The 18760-nt window shown below is 74.8% G+C and carries 21 protein-coding genes; 11 read left to right on the top strand and 10 right to left on the bottom strand.

The genetic code is table 11. The annotated features are described in order from the left end of the window. The first annotated feature begins 38 nt into the window (after positions 1-38). Entirely contained in the window at positions 39-1283 is a 1245-nt protein-coding gene (locus J2S66_RS18340; RefSeq protein WP_310308374.1) for a PucR family transcriptional regulator ligand-binding domain-containing protein, read from the top strand. Positions 1284-1663: 380 nt separating this feature from the next. After that, positions 1664-3010, top strand: a complete 1347-nt coding sequence (locus J2S66_RS18335) for a serine/threonine-protein kinase (RefSeq protein WP_310308373.1) — start codon at positions 1664-1666, stop codon at positions 3008-3010. 49 nt (positions 3011-3059) lie between these two features. On the opposite strand, the gene J2S66_RS18330 is transcribed toward J2S66_RS18335, so the two are convergent. The 6 genes from J2S66_RS18330 to J2S66_RS18305 all read right to left on the bottom strand — a co-directional run bounded on the left by J2S66_RS18330 (position 3060) and on the right by J2S66_RS18305 (position 7400). Beyond that, positions 3060-4016, bottom strand: a complete 957-nt coding sequence (locus J2S66_RS18330; RefSeq protein ID WP_310308372.1) for an LLM class F420-dependent oxidoreductase — start codon at positions 4014-4016, stop codon at positions 3060-3062. Positions 4017-4024: 8 nt separating this feature from the next. Beyond that, the gene (locus J2S66_RS18325; RefSeq protein ID WP_310308371.1) at positions 4025-4672 is read right to left on the bottom strand and encodes an HAD family hydrolase; all 648 of its coding nucleotides are present in this window, start codon (positions 4670-4672) and stop codon (positions 4025-4027) included. Between the two features lie 57 nt (positions 4673-4729). Then, a complete protein-coding gene (locus J2S66_RS18320; protein WP_310308369.1) occupies positions 4730-5461 on the bottom strand; it encodes an alpha/beta fold hydrolase in 732 nt (243 codons plus the stop codon). Between the two features lie 81 nt (positions 5462-5542). Further along, complete coding sequence (locus J2S66_RS18315; RefSeq protein ID WP_310308368.1) at positions 5543-6466, bottom strand: anti-sigma factor RsbA family regulatory protein; 924 nt, start codon at positions 6464-6466, stop codon at positions 5543-5545. Positions 6467-6505: 39 nt separating this feature from the next. Next, positions 6506-7006 carry a GNAT family N-acetyltransferase gene (locus tag J2S66_RS18310; protein ID WP_310308367.1) on the bottom strand — a complete coding sequence of 167 codons (501 nt, stop codon included), beginning with the start codon at positions 7004-7006 and terminating at the stop codon, positions 6506-6508. Between the two features lie 10 nt (positions 7007-7016). Beyond that, complete coding sequence (locus J2S66_RS18305; RefSeq protein ID WP_310308366.1) at positions 7017-7400, bottom strand: SRPBCC family protein; 384 nt, start codon at positions 7398-7400, stop codon at positions 7017-7019. A gap of 51 nt (positions 7401-7451) precedes the next feature. Between J2S66_RS18305 and J2S66_RS18300 the strand changes: the two genes are divergently transcribed. Next, positions 7452-7574, top strand: a complete 123-nt coding sequence (locus J2S66_RS18300; RefSeq protein WP_310308365.1) for a hypothetical protein — start codon at positions 7452-7454, stop codon at positions 7572-7574. A gap of 156 nt (positions 7575-7730) precedes the next feature. Here J2S66_RS18300 and J2S66_RS18295 read toward each other — a convergent pair whose 3' ends face one another. Next, positions 7731-8534: an SDR family NAD(P)-dependent oxidoreductase gene (locus tag J2S66_RS18295; RefSeq protein WP_310308364.1), complete on the bottom strand. Its 804-nt coding sequence runs from the start codon at positions 8532-8534 to the stop codon at positions 7731-7733. 98 nt (positions 8535-8632) lie between these two features. Here J2S66_RS18295 and J2S66_RS18290 point away from each other — a divergent pair, with 98 nt between their 5' ends. The 6 genes from J2S66_RS18290 (at position 8633) to J2S66_RS18265 (ending at position 14015) form a co-directional block, all read left to right on the top strand. After that, the gene (locus J2S66_RS18290) at positions 8633-9559 is read left to right on the top strand and encodes a Ppx/GppA phosphatase family protein (protein WP_310308363.1); all 927 of its coding nucleotides are present in this window, start codon (positions 8633-8635) and stop codon (positions 9557-9559) included. Continuing rightward, positions 9556-9966, top strand: coding sequence for an STAS domain-containing protein (locus tag J2S66_RS18285; protein ID WP_310308362.1), 411 nt, complete (start codon positions 9556-9558; stop codon positions 9964-9966). The genes J2S66_RS18290 and J2S66_RS18285 overlap by 4 nt, the downstream gene beginning before the upstream one ends. Positions 9967-9982: 16 nt before the next feature. Next, the gene (locus J2S66_RS18280; protein ID WP_310308360.1) at positions 9983-10423 is read left to right on the top strand and encodes a DUF4383 domain-containing protein; all 441 of its coding nucleotides are present in this window, start codon (positions 9983-9985) and stop codon (positions 10421-10423) included. Then, the gene (locus J2S66_RS18275; protein WP_310308358.1) at positions 10416-11033 is read left to right on the top strand and encodes a hypothetical protein; all 618 of its coding nucleotides are present in this window, start codon (positions 10416-10418) and stop codon (positions 11031-11033) included. Before J2S66_RS18280 ends, J2S66_RS18275 begins: the two co-directional genes overlap by 8 nt. Positions 11034-11100: 67 nt before the next feature. Further along, positions 11101-12720: a S8 family peptidase gene (locus J2S66_RS18270; protein WP_310308357.1), complete on the top strand. Its 1620-nt coding sequence runs from the start codon at positions 11101-11103 to the stop codon at positions 12718-12720. Positions 12721-12743: 23 nt separating this feature from the next. After that, on the top strand, positions 12744-14015 hold the full coding sequence (locus tag J2S66_RS18265) for a S8 family peptidase (RefSeq protein ID WP_310308356.1): 1272 nt from the start codon (positions 12744-12746) through the stop codon (positions 14013-14015). A gap of 123 nt (positions 14016-14138) precedes the next feature. On the opposite strand, the gene J2S66_RS18260 is transcribed toward J2S66_RS18265, so the two are convergent. Further along, positions 14139-16949: an AfsR/SARP family transcriptional regulator gene (locus J2S66_RS18260; RefSeq protein ID WP_310308355.1), complete on the bottom strand. Its 2811-nt coding sequence runs from the start codon at positions 16947-16949 to the stop codon at positions 14139-14141. 306 nt (positions 16950-17255) lie between these two features. Between J2S66_RS18260 and J2S66_RS18255 the strand changes: the two genes are divergently transcribed. After that, positions 17256-17456: an antitoxin gene (locus tag J2S66_RS18255; RefSeq protein ID WP_310308353.1), complete on the top strand. Its 201-nt coding sequence runs from the start codon at positions 17256-17258 to the stop codon at positions 17454-17456. Between the two features lie 109 nt (positions 17457-17565). Here the strand turns inward: J2S66_RS18255 and J2S66_RS18250 are convergent, their stop codons facing one another. After that, positions 17566-17793, bottom strand: a complete 228-nt coding sequence (locus J2S66_RS18250) for a hypothetical protein (protein WP_310308352.1) — start codon at positions 17791-17793, stop codon at positions 17566-17568. A gap of 84 nt (positions 17794-17877) precedes the next feature. Next, positions 17878-18264, bottom strand: coding sequence for an ATP-binding protein (locus J2S66_RS18245; protein WP_310308351.1), 387 nt, complete (start codon positions 18262-18264; stop codon positions 17878-17880). A 137-nt stretch (positions 18265-18401) separates the two neighbouring features. Here J2S66_RS18245 and J2S66_RS18240 point away from each other — a divergent pair, with 137 nt between their 5' ends. Further along, on the top strand, positions 18402-18725 hold the full coding sequence (locus J2S66_RS18240) for an STAS domain-containing protein (protein WP_310308350.1): 324 nt from the start codon (positions 18402-18404) through the stop codon (positions 18723-18725). The last annotated feature ends 35 nt before the right edge of the window (positions 18726-18760 follow it).

Below are 18760 nucleotides of genomic sequence, written 5' to 3'. Positions count from 1 at the left end.
CACTGGCCACCCGGGACAGCGGGGTGTACACAGTGGCGATGCCGTTGACGGTGGGCGCGCTGGCCCGCGAGGTCGGGTTGACCGTGCTGGTGGACGCGGGGCTGGACCGCGAGGTCACCTGGGTGCACAGCACCGAGCTGGCCGACCCGGCGCCGTTCCTGGAGGGCGGCGAACTGCTGCTCACCACGGGTCTCGCGGCCGGACCGCACGACGAGTACGTGCGCCGGCTCGTCGCGGCGGGGGTGTCGGGCCTGGGCTTCGGCACCGGGCTGAGCCACGAGGAGGTGCCCGCAGGCCTGGTGCGCGCCGCGGCCGGGGCCGGGTTGGCGCTGCTGGAGGTGCCGCGCGCCACGCCGTTCATCGCGATCGGCAAGGCCGTGGCGAGGTCGGCGTACGCGGCGGTCGCCCGGGTCGACCGGGCGCAGCGGGTGCTGACCAGGGCTGCCGTCGAGACGGGGGCCGCTGGCGTGGTCGAGGCGCTGGCCCGGCTCGTCGGCGGCTCGGTCGTGCTGCTCGACGCGGCCGGCGAGCCCCTGCACGTGGTGGGCGACCCGCCGGACCTCGACGGGGCGGTGCGCGGGGCGGGCGGTCCGGCGAGCGCGACCTGGTGGGAGGGGGAGCGGCAGGTCGGCGTGCAGGCGCTGGCCGGGCGCGGGCACCTGGCGGTGGCGGCCCCGGCCCTGGACGCGGGCGTGGTCAACGTCGCCGCGTCGCTGCTCGCGCCGGCGCTCGCGCGGGCGGCCGAGGTCGAGGCGGTGCGCCGGGAGCTGGGGTTCCGGCTGCTGCTGGCCGGTGTCGTGGTGGACGGGCTGCCCGAACCGCCGTTCCGCGTGTTCGTGCTGCGCGGCGCGCCCGCCGAGCCGCCGGGGTTCCGGGTCGAGGTGGACGGGCGCACGGTCGTGCTGGCGCACGAGGTGGACGTGCCCGCCGCCGCGTCCCGCCCGATCGGGCCCACCGAGGTGGCCCGCGGCTACCGGGAGGCGCTGCGCGCGCTGGAGGAGGGCGTGGACCGGTTCGAGGACGTGGCCGGGGCCGGTCTGCTGGGGCCCGGCGCGGCGGCCCACGCGGAGGCGCTGCTCGCGCCGCTGGACGACGTGCTGCGCGAGACGCTGCGGGTGTGGCTGTCCTGCCACGGTCAGGCCGACCCCGCCGCCGCCCGGCTGGGCGTGCACCGGCACACCGTGCGCAACCGCGTGCGCCGCGCGGGGGAGCTGCTCGGGCGCCCGCTGGACGCGGCCGGGGCCCGGGCCGAGCTCTGGTTGGCCCTGCACGCCGCGCAGTAGGTCCGGAGGAGCCGCCGGGACCGTCCCCACCCGAGGGGATCACCGTGGCGCGCCTCCGTCCCACGGCCCACGTCGCCGCCGTCCCGACCGCCACCGTGCCGCCGTGCCGCCTGCTCGACCCCGGCGTCCTGAAGGAGAGCCCATGACGGAAACCACTCGAACGTGTGGTTTCGGTTCTGGGGCCGACCGGCTCGATGCCCCCCGGACGGGTGGTTACGTAAGGTTCTTCCCGATCGGTTTGCCGAACGAACAGGTGGTTTGGGTCCGCGACAAGACGGGTACGCGGTTTCGAAGCGGTGAATGTGGTGGCCGGTCCGGGCGGGGCGCGGTAACTTCCGCCGTTCCGAGGGTCGGCGTCGACGCGGTGGAGGATCGACCGGATGTGGGACGGTGACCTGACCGGCGAGGTGATCAGCGGCAGGTACGCCCTGGGCACCCTGTACGGCTCCGGCGGCATGGCCGAGGTGTACCGGGCGCGGGACGCGGAACTCGACCGCAAGGTCGCGGTGAAGTTCTTCCTGGGCCAGGCGGCCGACGAGGACCGCATCCGCCTCGACCGCGAAGCGCAGGTGCTGGGCGAGCTGAGCTGCCCCGGCCTGGTCGAGGTCTACGACACGGGCCTGCACCGCGGCCGGCCGTACTTCGTCATGCAGCCGGTCGAGGGCGGCACGCTGCGCCGCCGGATGCGCGAACCCCTCGCGCCCGAGGTCGTGGCCCACGTCGGCGCGCAGGTCGCGGGCGTGCTCGCCCACGTGCACGACCACGGCGTCGTGCACCGCGACGTGAAGCCGTCGAACATCCTGCTCGACCCGACCGGGCGGCGCGCCTACCTCGCCGACTTCGGCCTCGCGCTCCAGGCCCAGGTGACCAGGGTGACCCGCTCCGGCGTGCTGGTCGGCACCGCCGGCTACCTCGCGCCCGAGCAGGTGCGCGGCGCCGACGTGTCGCCCGCCTCCGACGTCTACGCGCTCGGCCTCGTGCTGCTGGAGTGCCTGACCGGCCGGCCCGAGTACCCCGGCGGCGACACCGAGGCCGCGCTGGCCCGGCTGCACCGCTCACCGCGCGTCCCGGCGGACCTGCCCGACCCGTGGCCGGCGGTGCTCACCGCCATGACCGCGCCCGAACCGGCCGACCGGCCCACCGCCGCCGAGTGCGAACGCGTGCTCACCCTGGCCGAGCGCGCCAGCGACGGCGTCCCGCCGCTGACCGCCCCCGGTGCCGGGGTCGCGCGGCCGAAGTCCGGCCCCGCCGCGCACCGCCTGCGCCGACCGGCCAACCGGGTGCTGCTGGGTGGTGCGGCGGCGGCCGCTGCGGCGCTGGTGGCGCTGACCGCGGTGAACCTGCTGGGCACGGCCGGACCCGAGGGCGAGGTGGGTCAACCCGGCGGGGGAGTGGCCCCCACGAGCGTGCGCGAGGTCGCCGTGGTCCCGCCCGCCACCGGCGGCGCCACGCCCGACGACGGCGACCCCGCCCGCACCGAGGACCCGGTCGGCACCGACGCCCCCGCCGGTGCCGACGACCCCGCCGGTGCCGGCGCCACCCCGTCGGCACCCGCGCCCGAGCCGTCCGCCACGACGGTCGTGGAGGCGGCGCCCACCACGTCGGCCGAGCAGGACGCCCCGCAGACCGGGCCGCCGCCCACGGCGAGGGTGGAGCGGACGGTCAACCCGAGCTCCCCGGTGATCCCGCCGGGCAGGAACAGGGGCAACGAGAACAGCCAGGGGTGAACCGGCGCGGGGCCGGGCCAGGGCGGGGTCGGGTCGGCGCGGGCCGGGGTCAGCGCAGGGCGGGCAGCAGTTCACCCTTGGCGAAGTCCAGGAACTCCTGCTGGTGGTCACCGCCGATCTGCACCAGCGCCAGGTCGGTGAACCCGGCCTCGCGGAACTCCGCCACCGCCTCGACGATCGGCTCGACGTCCGGCCCGCACGGGATCTGCCCCGCCACGTCCTCCGGTCGCACGAACTGCGTCGCGCCCGCGAACCCGGCCGGGCCCGGCAGCTCGGCGTTGACCTTCCAGCCGCCCGCGAACCAGCGGAACTGGTCGTGCGCCCGCGCCACCGCCCGCTCCCGGTCGGGGTCCCAGCAGATCGGCAGCTGCCCGATCTTGCGCGACCCCCTGCTCTGGAAGACGTCCCACTCCTTGCCGAGCTCGGGATTCGGCTCGGTGGACACCATCGCGTCCGCCAGCGGGGCGAACGTGCGCACCGACTGCGAGCCCGACACCGCCACCGCGATGGGCACGCGCTGGTCGGGCAGGTCCCACAACTTCGCCGAGTCCACCCGGAAGTGGTCACCCGAGTAGTTGACATATCCGCCGTCGAACAACATCGAGATGATCTCCACGGCCTCGCGCAGCAGCTCGTGCCGCACGTTCACCGGGGGCCAGCCCTGGCCCACGACGTGCTCGTTGAGGTTCTCGCCCGCACCGAGGCCGAGGGTGAACCGGTTGTCCGACAGCAGCTGCACGGTCGCGGCCTTCTGCGCCACCACGGCCGGGTGGTAGCGCATCGTCGGGCACGTCACGTACGTCATCAGCTCGACCCGCCGGGTGGCCTGGGTGACCGCGCCCAGCACGCTCCACGCGTACGGCGCGTGCCCCTGCTCGTCCAGCCAGGGCGAGTAGTGGTCGCTCATCACCTCGAAGTCGAAACCGGCCTGCTCGGCCAGCGCGGCGTGCCGGACCAGGTCACGGGGCCCGGCCTGCTCGGTCATGAGGGTGTAGCCGATCCGCACGGTTCCTCCTACGCCATGGGCAGGTCGGTGAGGTCCGCCCGCAACCGGTCGAGTTCCTCGTAGACTGTCGACGCGCCGGCCTCCCGCAACTCGGCCTCGCCGAAACCACCCGTGCGGAGGCACACCACGGGCAGCCCGGCCCGCTGGGCGGCCTCGCAGTCCCACACCGAGTCGCCGACCACCACGGCCCGCCCGTCGCCGCCGACCCGGCCGAGGGCCACCTCGATCAGGTCCGGCGCGGGCTTGCTCGCCTCGACGTCGTCGGAGGACGTGGACGGCACGTCGGGCACGTCGATCAGCTTCACGTAGCGGTCGACGTGACCGCGCTTGCCCGAGCTGGCCAGCACCACGGCGAAGTCCTGCTCCAGGGCGGCGGAGACCAGGCGGTGCGCGCCCTCCAGCGGGCGGACCTCGTCCAGCATCGGCTCGAACTCGGCCTCCCACGCCGCGCGCAGGTCGTCGCCGCGCTCGCGCTCCACGTGCTCGCCCGCGACGGCGGCGACCAGCTTGTCACCGCCCATCCCGATGGCGCGGTGCAGCCGCCACGTGGGGACCGTGATGTCGAAGCGGCGGAACGCGCGGAACCAGGCGACCGCGTGGTGGAAGTTGGTGTCCACCAACGTCCCGTCGACGTCGAGGACCAGCGTGTTGGTCATTGACCCGGGTTAACCCGACCGGAGCACGGGCAAACCGCCCCGGTCGGCCTCCTCGGGTCAGCCGACGTCGTCCAGGAAGTCCTCGATCAACCGGCCCCAGGCGGCGGGCGCCTCCACGGCCGGGGCGTGGCCGCTGTCCAGCTCGGCCCACCGGGCGCCCGGGACGAGGTCGGCCAGCCGGCGCGTGGTGGCGGGTGTGATCATCCGGTCGTGCTTGGTGCCGATGACCAGCGTCGGCACGTCCAGCGTCGGCAGCTCGCCGGTCAGGTCGATCCGCTCCACCAGGTCCACCTGCTCGGCGGAACCGGGCGGGACGGTCAGCGCGACCAGCTCCAGGAACCCGTCGAGCTGCTCGGCGGTCATCCGCCGCCGCGTGGGCTCGCCCACGGCCGCCGGCACGAGGAAGCGGGCGAGTTCGGCCCGGTCGCCGGCCAGCAGGCGCCGCCACTCCCGCATCCGGACCCGGGTTTCGTCGTCGATGCGCGCGAACCCCGCCGTGAGCACCAGGGCGCTCACCCGTCCGGGGTAACGCAGGGCGATGTCCACCGCCACCGCGCAGCCCATCGAGAACCCGACCACCGCGAACCGCTCCTCGCCGTCGGCCGCGGCGACGAGCCGGTCGGCCAGGTCGTCGAGCCGCAGGGGGCCGGTCGCGCGCGGGGTCGTCCCGGAACCGGGGAAGTCCACCGCGTGGACCCTGCGCTTGCGGGACAGCATCGGGATGAGCGGGCTGAAGTTGGCCCGGACGGTACCGCCGGCACCGTGGGCGAGGAGGAGTGCGGGAGTCACCCGGTCGATTGTGCCGGGCGCCGATGACGTAGCGCCCACGCTCGCGCACGGAGCGCGTTCCGCGACCGGTCGGCGGCGGCCTCAGGCCGGTGGGCCGACGTACACGCGGATGGCCGTGCCGCTGCCGCCCGTGTGCACCCGGACGAGGTCGCACAGCAGGTTGACCAGCATCACGCCGTAACCGCCGGGCGGGTGGGCGCCCGGGTTGTTCCGGCCGACCATCGGGTCGGTCAGCCTGCCCGCGTCGCGGACCTCGCACACCACCACGTCACCCTCCCGCCACACCAGCAGCGTGCCCGAGCCGCCCGCGTGGACCACGCTGTTCGTGGTCAGCTCGTTCACCGCGAGCACCAGGTCCTCGACCTGGTCGGCGGACAGCCCGGTCGCGGTGGCGAACCGGGCGACCAGCCGTCGCGCGTCGGCCAGCGAGTCCAGGTCGAACCGGCGCGCGGTGGCGTCCGCCGGCGGTTCGGGCAGCGGCCGGTTGAACTCCTCGGCGGTGAGGAACGGCTCCCGGTACCCGGTGCTCGACCTGCGGCGCCCGCCCTCCACCACCACCGGGTGGGTGGTCTCGACGTCGCGCACGACGTGCGGGGCCAGGGCGGTCGCGTCGTAGGGGCACAGCATCCAGGCCGGGCGGTCCTCGAACGCCGTGTTGACCATGGCCTCGTGCTGCACGCACGCCGGGTACTCCAGCTCCGTGCGCTCCGGCCAGACCGCCTCTCCGACGATCCGCACCCGGGTGGCCGACGAGTTGTCGGCGAACGCCGCCAGCACGCCGGGCAGGATGCGGCCCGGGTTGCGTCCCGCCTGCTTCATGTCGAGGAACTCGACGCGGTCGGCCTCCGCGCCCAGCGCGCCCCGCAGCAGCGCGATGCCCCGCTTCGGCACGGCGACCAGCACGGGCTCGCCCGCGTTCAGGCCGTCGCGCACGAACGGCACCGCTCCCGCGAGGTACTGCTCGTCATCGCGGTACAGCAGCGCCTCGTGCGCGAAATCGACCACCGGGCAACCTCCGGACGGGGTGGGCCAACCCGTCCAGTATCACCCCCGGTGATCCCGGCGGAGCGGACGGTGCAGGCAGACCCGCGTGTCCGGGTCGAGCCCGCGTGCCGCTTCCGCCTGCACGACCGCGCGCAGACCGGGCGACGGGTCGGTGACCTCGCGGAACCCGAGCCGCCGGTAGTAGGGCGCGTTCCACGGGATGTCCCGGAACGTGGTGAGGGTGAGCGCGGTGAGGCCCCGTTCGGCGGCCCACCGCCCGACCTCGTCGAGCAGGGCCGCGCCGATGCCGCGCCGGGCGTGGCCCGGGTGGACGCTGACCTGCTCCACGTGCGCGGCGCCGTCGACCTCCGCCACGGCGACCCAGGCGACCGGGTGCGGGTCGACCGCGACCCACACTCGCAGGTGCTCCAGGGTGCTCGGCGGCATCGGGTCGTCGTCGGCGATCTCCGGCATGCCGTGGTCGCGGAAGGGTTCGCCGGAGGCGCGTTCGACCTCGGGCAGCAGCGGCAGCTCGTCCGGGCGGGCGGGGCGGATGTCCACCCCGGGATGATCAGCCGGCGGTCAGGTTCTGCTCAACCTCGTTCGCGAGGGCCTCCAGGAAGCGGGCGGCGAACTGCTCGTCGGCGCAGCCGTCCACGGTCAGCTCGGCCACGCTGCCCGCCGCGCCCGCCAGCGACACCCGCAGCTCACCCCGGCAGCCCTCGTCGGCCAGCGGTTCCCAGGTCAGCAGCAGCCGGTCGTAGTCGGCGGCCAGCTGCACCTGCCGCTGCCCCTCGTCCTCGCTCGCGCCCTCGCGCAGGATCAGCACGTCGTCGGTGCGCCCGACCACCTCGTGGGGGCCGGGCAGCCACGACGCCAGCCGCGAGGGGTCGGCGGCGGCGTTGAAGACCAGGTCGGGCAGGGCGGGGACGTCTCGTCGGGCGTGGATGGTCACGACCTGTCGGTTACCCCGTTCGGCGTGCCGCACACCGGGTAACCGGGTGCCATGACGACAGCCGAGGACCCGGTGGACCCGGACGAACTGGCCGAAGAGGCGCCCATCGACCCCACGCCCCAGGAGGTGGACGAGTACCGGGAGGCGATCGGCGACGACCCGACCCCCTCCTGACCCGAGAGTCCAACGCCCGGGTCGCGAGAGTCCAACGCCCGGGTTCCGGGAGTTCTACCTCCAGGTCGGACCGGCGGGTGGCGCGATGCTCCTGAACGTAGAACTCGGGTGTCCCGGACGTTGGACTCTCGCGACCCGGGGGTTGGACTCCCGCGGTCAGGGGGTGCCGGTGCCCGGTTCGGTCAGGGTGCGCATCGCGCGGGCCTTGAGGGGGTCGGGGAGGGCGCGGCTCGTCGCGGCCTGGACCTTGTTGCGCAGGGAGCCGGCCACCACGTGGTCCTTGCCGGCCATCAGCGCGTCGAAGCCCTCGCGCGCCACGTCAGCCGGGTCGTCCTTCGGGCCGGTCGCGATCCTGGTGTCCTCCATCCCCGCGCGGCGGAAGAAGTCGGTGTCCGTCGGGCCCGGCATCAGCGCGGTCACCGTGACGCCGCTGTCGCGCAGCTCCTCGCGCAGCGACTGCGCGAACGACGCCACGAACGCCTTCGACGCCGCGTACACGGAGTGGAACGGACCGGGCCCGGTTGCCGCCACCGATGAGGTGAACAGCACCCGTCCGGTACCGCGCTCCACCATCGGCGGCACGAGCCGCTTGGCCAGGTGCACGGCCGAGGCGATGTTCAGGTCCACGACCCGCAGGTGCGCGCGCAGGTCGCTGTCGTCGACGAAGTCGCCCCCGACGCCGACACCCGCGTTCACGGCGAGCGCGTCCACCGGCCGCCCCAGGTGCTCGACCACCGCCACCAGGTCCTCGTTGCCGTCGTACGAGGCCAGGTCGGTGCGCACCGCCTCCACCCTCGCCCCGCCGGTCGACAGCTCCCGCGCCACCTCTTCGACGGCCGGGTTCTCCGCCGCCACGACGAGGTCGAAGCCCTCGGTCGCGAACACCCTCGCCAACTCCAGGCCGATGCCGCTCGACGCACCCGTCACCACTGCCAGCGGTCGGTTCTCCGTGGTACCCATGAAGCACGATTACCCGGAGTCAAGTCACCCAATCCGGTTTCACTCGTACTGGCAGTGGGTACCACCCACTGCCACTCAGAAGCGATAGGCGGTGACGGATGCCCGTGAGACGTGCCCAGGTGGGTGTGCTCGACGTCGGGTGTTTCAGCGCTCACCTCGTGGTCGTGGACGGTTCGCCCTCGCGCCCGGTTCTCTCGCACAAGACCCGGCTCAGGCTCGACCGGCTCCTCGACCGGCACAACCGGGTGGTCCCCGAAGGCGTGGACAAGGTGGTGGCCGCCGTGCGCGCGGCCCGGGTCGTCGCCGAGCGCGAGGGCGTCACCGACGTGGTGCCGTTCGCGACCTCCGTGATCCGCGACGCCCCCAACGCCGACGAGGTGATCGCCGAGGTCGCCCGCCGCGCCGGCACCGTGCTGCGGGTGCTGCCAGGCCACGAGGAGGCCCGCCTGGCGTACGTGGCCGCCCGCCACTGGTTCGGCTGGGGCGCCGGCCCGCTGCTGGTGCTCGACGTCGGCGGCGGCACGGTCGAGGTCGCCGCGGGCGACGGCGGCACGCCGACGTTGACCCGGTCGCTGCCGCTGGGCGCCCGCACGCTGACCCGCCGGCTCGTCGTCGACCGCGACGAGGTCCTGGAGCGGGTGCGCGCCGCCCTGGACGACGTGGTCGCCGACGTGTCCCCGGCGGACCACCGGGCGGTGGCCTGCTCGAAGGTGTTCCAGCAGTTGGCCCGCCTCACCGGCGCGCGCCCCCAGCACGAGGGGCCCTACGTGCCGCGCTCGCTGCGCCTGGACGACCTGTGCCACTGGGTACCGAGGCTGGCCCGGGTGCCCGCGCCGAAGCGCGCCCGGCTTCCGGGAATCTCACGGCACCGCGCCGAGCAGTCGCTGGCCGGGGCGCTGGTGGCCGAGGCGCTGATGGTGGCCACCGGCCACGACGTGGTGGAGATCTGCCCCTGGTCCACCAGGGAAGGGCTGCTGCTCGAACTGGGCGCGCAGACCGATGACGAGTACAGCCGGGTGGCATGAGGGGAACGGCGATGCTGGCGCTGTCGGTCGAGGCCCATCGGACGGGGTGCGCGGTGGTGGTGGCGACCGGGGAGCTGGACCTGGCCGGAGCGCGCCGGGTGCTCGACAAGCTGGACCGCCTGGTCACCGAGGGACGGGACCGGATCGTGCTCGACATGTCCGGTGTCGCGTTCTGCGGCGCCCAGGCGATGAGCGCGCTGGTGCGCACGCGGGCCAGGGCGCAGCGTGCCGGCGGCTGGCTGCGGCTGGCCGCCGTGCCGCCGCACGTGCGGCGCGTGTTCGAGCGCACCGACCTCGACCGGCTGTTCCCGCGCTACCCGGACGTGGGGGCGGCGGCCACCGGTCGCGCCGTTTCGCCGCCGCCGGCGCGGGTAGCCGAGCCGGGACCACCGTCCCAGGCGAGGTGACCCAGGAGGCTTGCGCATGAGCACCACCACGCACGTGCCGCACCCGGTGCGCGCGGCGGCGATCGCGGTGTCGGTCGTGTTCCTGCTCGTGGGGGTGCTCGGGTTCGTCCCGGGGATCACCGCCCACCTGGACCGGATCGCGTTCGCCGGACCGGGCTCGGGGGCGCACCTGCTGGGCGTGTTCCACGTGTCCGTGCTGCACAACCTGGTGCACCTGCTGTTCGGCGCGGTCGGCCTGCTGCTGTCGCGGACCGCGCCCGGCGCGCGCGGCTTCCTGATCGGCGGCGGCGCGGTGTACCTGGTGCTGTGGGTCTACGGCCTGGTCGTGGACAAGGGCAGCGCCGCGAACTTCGTGCCGCTCAACGCCGCCGACGACTGGTTGCACCTCGGGCTCGGCGCGGGCATGGTCGCGCTCGGCCTCGCCCTCAAGAGCAGCCCGGTGGCCCGCAGTGCGTGAGCGGGTCGCGTCGGCGTTCCGCGCGGTGGCCCGGGCCCGCGGCGGCGCGCGCGCCTTCCACCCGCGCGGCCGGTGGTGCGCCGGCACCCTGACCGCCACGTTCGACCCGGCCCTGCCGCTGCCCGAGGGCACCACCGAGGTGGCCGTGCGGCTGTCCAAGGGCGCGGGCACGCCCGGCGGGCTGCCCGACGTGCTCGGGATGGCGTTCCGGCTGCCCGGCCCGTGGGACGTGCTGCTGTCCACGTCGTCCGCCCGCGTCGTGCCCAGGCCGGCCCGCACCTGGTCGAGCGCCCGCTACGGCAGCGTCACGCCGTTCCGCTCGAACGGCCGGGTCGTGTGGCTCGCGGCCGTTCCCGAGCCGGGCCAGACCGGGGCGGCCGACCTCGACGCGATGCCCGACGCGCTGCGGTTCGGGCTGGAGGTGAGCGGCCCGTGGCGCCCGGTCGGCACGCTGGTCGTGCGCCCCTCCACGGAGGCCGTCGGCCCTCCGGCGTTCGACCCGGTGCACAACCTGCCCGCGGGCGTCGCCCTCGCGCCGGCCGTGCTCGCGCGCCTGCGGGACTGGGCGTACCGGGGGAGCAGGAACGGGCGCGGTGCCCTGATCGAGTGAGCTGTTTGCCCTGATCAGGCGACCCTTCCGGGAGCGTGGCGGGCCCTTGCCCGGGTAGACGTGGTGCATGACGAGGACCCGTCGCGAACCACGCCCCGGACCCCGCCGGGCACGGGCCCGCTCGGCCCGGGTCTTCACCGCCTGCCTCGCGGCGGGAGCCCTGCTCCTCGCGGGCACGGGCCACGGCACCGGACAGTCCGAGGGCGCCGGGCAGCCCGAGGGCACCGTGCTCGGCGTCGGCAAGCCCGGTGCGGTGGAGGACAGCTACATCGTCGTGCTGCGCGACGACGCGGCCACCGCGCAGCAGACCGAGCTCCTGTCCGGGCAGCTCGGCGTCCGCTACGGCGGCGAGGTCCGGCACACGTACACCGCGACCGTCCGCGGCTTCTCCGTCACCATGCCCGAGGAGCGGGCCCGCCTGCTGGCCGCCGACCCGGCGGTCGAGTACGTCGAGCAGGACGCCGTCGCGCGGGCCACCGGCACGCAGGACGACCCGACGTGGGGCCTCGACCGCGTCGACCAGGAGAAGCTGCCGCTGGACTCGAAGTACACCTACCCGAACACCGCGCCGGACGTGACCGCGTACGTCATCGACACCGGCGTCCACAAGGCGCACGCCGACTTCGGCGGCCGGGCCGTCGACGGCTACGACTTCATCGACGACGACTCCACGGCCCAGGACTGCAACGGCCACGGCACGCACGTCGCGGGCACCATCGGGTCGGCCACCTACGGCGTGGCCAAGGGCGTGAAGCTGGTCGGCGTGCGGGTGCTCGACTGCCAGGGGTCCGGGCAGTGGTCGCAGATCATCGCCGGCGTGGACTGGGTGGCGCGCGACGCGTCCGGGCCCGCGGTGGCCAACCTGAGCCTCGGCGGCGCCGCCGACTCCACTGTGGACAGCGCGGTCAAGCGCCTCGTCGCCGCGGGCGTGACCACCGTCGTGGCGTCGGGAAACGACAACCGCGACGCCTGCTCCACGTCCCCGGCGCGCGCGCCCGAGGCGATCACCGTCAACGCGACGGACAGCTCGGACGACCGCTCCGAGTTCTCCAACTACGGTTCGTGCACCGACATCTTCGCGCCGGGCACGAGCGTCACCTCGACGTGGAACAACGGCGGCACCCGGGCGATCAGCGGCACGTCGATGGCCACGCCGCACGTGGCGGGCGCGGCGGCGCTGTACCTGTCGGCCAACCCCTCGGCAGCCTTGGCGACACCCGCCGCGGTCGTCAAGGCGCTGACCGACAACGCCAGCGCCGGTGTCGTGCGGGGCCCCGGCTCGGGGTCGCCGAACAAGCTGCTCAACACCGCGTTCATCGGCGGTGGCGACGACCCGGCGTGCGAGGGCGGTGCGAACACGGAGGACGTGGCGATCCCGGACGCGGGCGAGGCGGTGACGTCGTCGATCACGATCTCGGACTGCGCCGGGCGCGGCACGGCGTCGACGCCGGTCGAGGTCGACATCGCGCACCCGTACACGGCGGACCTGGCCGTCGACCTGGTGGGGCCGAGCGGCGCGGTGATCACGCTGCGGGAGGCGGGCGGGCCCGACTCGTCCGACGGCATCCACGAGACGTTCACCGTGGACACCTCGGCGGAGGACCGCAACGGCACGTGGAAGCTGCGGGTGAAGGACGTCCACACCTATGACACCGGCGTCATCGAGGGCTGGTCGATCAGCTTCTGAGTGCCCGCCCCGTGGAGGAACCGATGTCGCACCGACCGGCGGCCGTCGCCCTGGCCGTCGCCCTGCTCGTCGTCCTGGCCGGCGTGCCGGTCGTGGTGCCGGTCGTGGTGCCGGTCGCGCAGGGGACGGCGTCGGCCCGGGCCGCGTTCGTCCCCGCCGCCCACCCCGTGGCGGGGAGCTTCCTCGTGTCGCTGCGCGACGGCGCCACCGCGACCTCGCTGGTCGACCGGTACGGCGGCCGGGTGGGGGCGGTGTTCACCGAGGTCGGGCACGGGTTCCTGGTGGAGGGCCTGTCCGAGGCCGCCGCCCGCCGTCTCGCGGCCGACCCGGCGGTGGAGCGGGTCCACCAGGACGGCACCGCGCGGACTGCCGACACGCAGGCGGGCGCGACGTACGGCCTCGACCGGGTGGACCAGCGCTCCCTGCCGCTGGACACCACGTACACGTACGACACGACCGCGTCGAACGTCACCACGTACGTGCTGGACACCGGCATCCGGTTGTCGCACACCGAGTTCGAGGGGCGGGCCTCCTCCGGCCACGACTTCGTGGACGACGACCCGGAGGCCGAGGACTGCAACGGCCACGGCACGCACGTGGCCGGCACGATCGGCGGCCGGACGTGGGGCGTGGCCAAGAAGACCAGGCTCGTCGCCGTCCGCGTCCTGGGGTGCGACGGCAGCGCGCCGGACTCCGCCGGTGTCCGGGGCATCGAGTGGATCGCACGCAACGCCGTGCGGCCCGCCGTGGTCAACGCCAGCTTCGTGTTCGACACGCCGGGCATCGGCGACGAGGCGATCACCCGGTTGAGCGAAGCGGGCATCACGTTCGTGGCGGCGGCGGGCAACAGCGCGTCCGACGCCTGCGCGGTCGGGCCGGCGCGCCACCCGGCCGTGATCGCGGTGGCGGCGACGGACGAGCAGGACAGGCGGATCGCGTTCTCGAACCACGGCCCGTGCGTGGACGTCTTCGCACCGGGGAACGGCATCACGTCGGCCTCGCACGCCGACGACACCGGCTCGGCGGTCCTGAGCGGCACGTCGATGGCGGCACCGCACGTGGCGGGCGCGGCGGCCCTCCACCTGTCCACCACCCCCTGGGCCACGCCGGCCGGGGTACTCGAACACCTGACCGATACGGCCACCACCGACGTCGTGCGGGACCCCGGCCCTGGCTCGCCGAACAAACTGCTCAACACCCGCCGCGAGTCGTACGTCCAGGTCGCGCGAGTCGTACGTCCGGGTCGCGCGAGTCGTACGTCCAGGTCCGACGAGTCCTACGGTCAGGCCCCCTGAGTTCTTCACTCGCGAGTAGGCAACCGAGCCTGAACGTAGAACTCGGCAGTCCTGAACGTACGACTCGCGCGACCTGGACGTACGACTCGCGCGACCTGGAGGGTGGACTCGCGGGAGGCGTGGTCAGGCCTGCTGGGGCAGGTGGTCGAGTCGGGCCAGTCGGCTCTCCACCCGGGCCGCCAGGACGTCGCGCCGCTGGGAGCGGAACAGCTCCGCCGCCTCCGCCCAGGCCGCGCGCGCCTCGTCGGGCCTGCCCAGGGCGGCCAGCGGGTGGCCGATGCCCTCCAGGGCCTCGGCCGCGCCGTAGGTGTGGTCCAGTTCGCGGAACAGGCCGAGCGCCTCCTGGTAGCACTCCAGGGCCTGCTCGTGCCGACCGGCGCTCCGGGCGATGTAGCCGAGGCTGTCCAGCGTGGCCGCGACGCCGTTGCGGTCGCCGTGCGCCCGGTGCAGGGCCAGCGCCGCCCGGCAGTGCTCGGACGCCCGGTCCGGCACGTCGAGCAGCGCGTAGTACCAGCCCACCATGTTCAGCGCGACCGCCTCCCGCGCCCGGTTGTCGCCGGCCCGCAGCACGTCGAGCGCCTTGAGGCTGTGCTCCAGGGCCCGCGGCACGTCGTCGTGCAGCTCCCACGCCCACGCCAGCGCGATGTGCGTGTGCGCCAGCAGGAACCCGTCACCGGTGGCCCCGGCCAGCGCGACGGCCCGGTCCAGGTGGTGCATCGCCTCCTCGTGCCGGTGCACCTTGGCGTGGGCGAAGCCGACGTTGCGGTGCACCAGGACGCGGGTCGCCGGGTCGGGGTCCCGGTCGGCCGCGGCCAGCGCGCCCCGCCACAGCCGCAGGTTGTCGTGCAGGTGGCCGCGGCGCACGTGGAACGACGTCGTCACCATCGCCAGCTGCCACACCACCGTCCACCGGCCGAGCGCGGCGGCCGTGTCCTGCACGGCCAGCAGGCAGCCGTGCTCGGCGTCGAACCAGGCCACCGCGGCCAGGTCGTCCGCCAGCGGCAGCGGGTGGCAGCCCGGCGCGGGCGGCGCCACGTCCACCGGTGTCGCGGCGGGGTCGAGCGCCCGGTGCCCGGTGTGCGCGGTGTGCAGGTAGAAGTCCACGACCCGGTGCAGCGCGGCGTCCAGGTCGGCCGGGTCGAGGCCGCGCCGCGCCGTCTCGGCGGCGTAGCGGCGCACCAGGTCGTGCATCCGGTACCGGCCGCGCGCGTCGCGGGTCACCAGCGACGCCTGCTCCAGGTCGCGCAGCACGGCCGACGCGCGGCACGGCTCCAGGCCGGTGAGGTTCGCCGCGGCGTGCTGGTCGACGTCCGGCCCGGGGGCGAGGCCCAGCAGCCCGAACGCGGTCGCCTGCTCGGCGGTCAGCGCCCGGTGCGACCAGGACAGCACGGTGGTGATGCCGGCCGTCGGGTCGTCGTCCAGCGCCCGGAGGCCCAGGTCGCGCAGTTCGGCGGCGAGCGCGCCCAGCGGGACGTCCGGTTTCATCCGCGCCCGCGCCGCGATGACGCTCAGCGCCAGCGGCAGGCCGCCGCACAGCCGGACCAGCTCGTCCACCGCGCCCGCCTCGGCCGCCGTCCGGGCCGGGCCCAGCCGGGCGGCCAGCAGTCGCCGCGCCTCGTCGTCGCCGAGCACGTCGAGCGCCACGTGCTCCGCGCCGTGCCCGGAGATCAGGCCGCTGAGCTGGTTGCGGCTCGTCACCAGCACCAGGCACGAGTCGGTGCCCGGCAGCAGCGGGGCGACCTGCGCGGTGTCCACGGCGTTGTCCAGCACGACCAGCAGCCGCCGGTCCGCCACCAGCGACCGGAACAGCGCGCCCTGCGCGTGCGGCGCCACCGGGACGCGGCCGGGTTCCACACCCAGCGCGTCCAGGAAGCCCCGGATCGCGACGGACGGGTCCATCGGCCGCCGGTCCGGGCTGAACCCGCGCAGGTCCACGAACAGCTGGCCGTCGGGGAAGCGGGAGGCGTAGCGGTGGGCCCAGTGCAGCGCGAGCCACGTCTTGCCGATGCCGCCCGACCCGGCGATGGCCGAGATGACCACCGTCCGCGACGACCGGTCCAGGTTCTCGTCCAGCGCGGCCAGCTCGTCGTGCCTGCCCACGAACGACGTCGGCGCGGCCGGCAGCTGGCGCGGCGTCACGGCGGGCGGGACGGGCGCGGGGGACGCGGCGGTCGGCGCGTACCGGGGCGGGGCGGGCAGCAGCGCGGGGTCGGCGTTGAGGATGCGCCGGTGCAGCTCCCGCAGCGCCGGGCCGGGGTCCGCGCCCAGCTCGGAAACCAGGCGCACGCGGAACCGCTGGTAGTGCTCCAGCGCGTCGGCCGCGCGCCGCCCCCGGTACAGGGCGAGCAGGTACTGCCCGGCGACGCGCTCGTCCAGGGGGTGCTCGGCGGCCCGCAGCGACAGCTCCGCCACCAGCTGCTCGCCCTGCCCCAGCCGCAGCCGCACGTCGGTCAGGTCGCACTCCACGACGAACCGCTCCTGGTGCAGCCGGTCGCGCTCGGCGGCGGCCCACGCGCTGCCCAGCCCGGTCAGCGCCTCGCCCCGCCACACGCCCGCGGCGGCGGCCAGCAGCTCGTGCGCCCGCGCGTCGTCACCGGCTGCGGTCATCGCCCGGGACCTCAGGTCCCGGAACCGGTGGAGGTCCACGGCGGTCCGCTCGGCGACCAGCGCGTAGCCGCCGGACCGGCGCACGAGGCTCGCGGTCCCGCCCAGCACCTGCCGCAGCCGCGACACGTAGCTCGACAGCGTCGCCTGCGCCCGCCTCGGCGGGTCGACGCCCCACACCCGCTCCACCAGGCGGTCCGCGGACACCACCTGGTCGACGTCGACGGCCAGCGCGGCCAGCACGCACCGCTGCCGCGCCGGTCCGAGGTCCACCGCACGGCCGTCCACGCGTGCCGCCACCTCGCCGAGCAGGCCGATCTCGACCGCCACAACACCCCCTGCGCTCCGGACCCCAGCCCACCTGCGCCCACCCCCACCTGCGCGTTGCAGGAAGGTGCAAGCGGTTCACACGATCGCTCGTGCACAGTTCACGTCGAGGCGACCCGTCAGCGCGGGGGAGCGGGTCGCCTCGCCCAGCCTTCCACAGACGTGCTCGCGGCCGATGGGCCGCCGACCGGGGAACGCCCGACCTCCGGCTTCACTCGTCCGGGTGAGTAGGAGGTCCGCGGCGTCGAGGCGGGTACCCCCGTGCGGGGTGTCCACCCGGGACGCACCGGCGAGGAGGTTCGAGCGGACATGGGTATCGGGGACAGGTTCGACGAGCTGAAGGACAAGGCCAAGGACGCGCTGGGCCAGCACGGCGACAAGGCGGACCAGGGCGTCGACAAGGCCGGTCAGTTCATCGACGAGAGGACCGGTGGTCGGCACTCGGAGCACGTCCAGCAGGGCACGGACAAGGCCAAGGAGGGCCTCGACCGCTTCGCCGAGGACCGGTGACCCACGCCGCCCGGTGACCCGCGAGGTCCGGTGACCCGCGAGGTCCGGTGACGTGGAGGAGGGCCGCCCCGCACGGGACGGCCCTCCTCCACGCGGTCTCCCGCGCGTCCTACGACAGGCGCGAGGCCAGCAGCTGCTTGCCCTGCTCGGCGCCCTTGCGGCTCTCGGCCTGCGCGCGCCGGAAGAAGTCGGCCAGCTCGCTGTCGCCCGTGCGCTCGGCGTCGGCGATGTAGCCCTCCAGGCGCAGCGCGTTGCTCAGGCACGCCTCGACGAACCAGATGATGTTGTAGTCCTTGTCCTGGGTGCCGGTCACTTGACCGGCTTCGCTGGTGGACACGTGACCTCCTCGCTCGGTATCACCCTGTCGGGTAACCCCGCCGACCGGACGTGAAACGCCTTCGGCCCGAAGCGACGTGGTGGGTCAGTCGGACAGCTCGGCCCAGACGACCTTGCCGGTCGGCGTCGGCTCGGTGCCCCACGCCGCGCTCAGGGCGGCCACGATGATCAGGCCCCGACCCCGCGAGGAGTCGACCCGGACCGGCTGCGGTCGGGGCTGCGCCGGGGACCGGTCGCCCACCTCGACGCGCAGGCCGGTCGCCGTGCGCGAGACGGTCAGGTCCACCGGACCGATCGCGTGGTCCACCGAGTTCGAGACCAGCTCGGTCACCACCAGCGCGGCGTCCTCCGCCACGTCCTCGGACAGCTCCCACGCCTTCGCGGCGTCGGCCACCACCTGCCGGGCGTGCGCCGACGACGCCGCGGAGGCGGGCAGCGTCACGGCCACCGGCGCCGTTGGCTCGTTGCGCACATCCGCTCCCGTTGATCGGCCGTCACCGCATCGTCGCACACCTCCCGCCCGGATCACCCACTGGTCGGGAGGAGTGACGACGCGCCGCACCATCGGCCGCACCGCCGGCGCGGTCGGGTGGCCTAGGCTCGGGCCCCATGGAGTTGCAGGTGCGCAGCGAGGTACGCGATGGCTGGACGGTCGTCGCGGTGTCGGGCGAGCTCGACGCGGACAGCGTCCCGACCCTGTCCGACCTCCTGGAGGAGAGCACGGCCGACCAGGTGGTGGTCGACCTGAGCGGCGTGCCGTTCATGGACACCACCGGCCTGTCGCTGATGCTCGACTGGCACCGGCGCCTGGACGGCACGGGCGGGGAGTTCCGGATGGCGGCGTTGCAGCCGGCGGTGCACAAGCTGTTCCGCCTCACCGAGCTGACCGAGGTCATGCACATCCACGACACCGTGGAGTCCGCGACCGCCTGACCCCGGGGTGTTCCCGCCCGCGCCCGCCCGGAGCG

Source organism: Saccharothrix longispora (assembly GCF_031455225.1).
In the GTDB taxonomy this organism is placed as follows: Bacteria; Actinomycetota; Actinomycetes; order Mycobacteriales; family Pseudonocardiaceae; genus Actinosynnema; species Actinosynnema longispora.
This window is presented reverse-complemented; position numbering and strand designations above follow the sequence as displayed.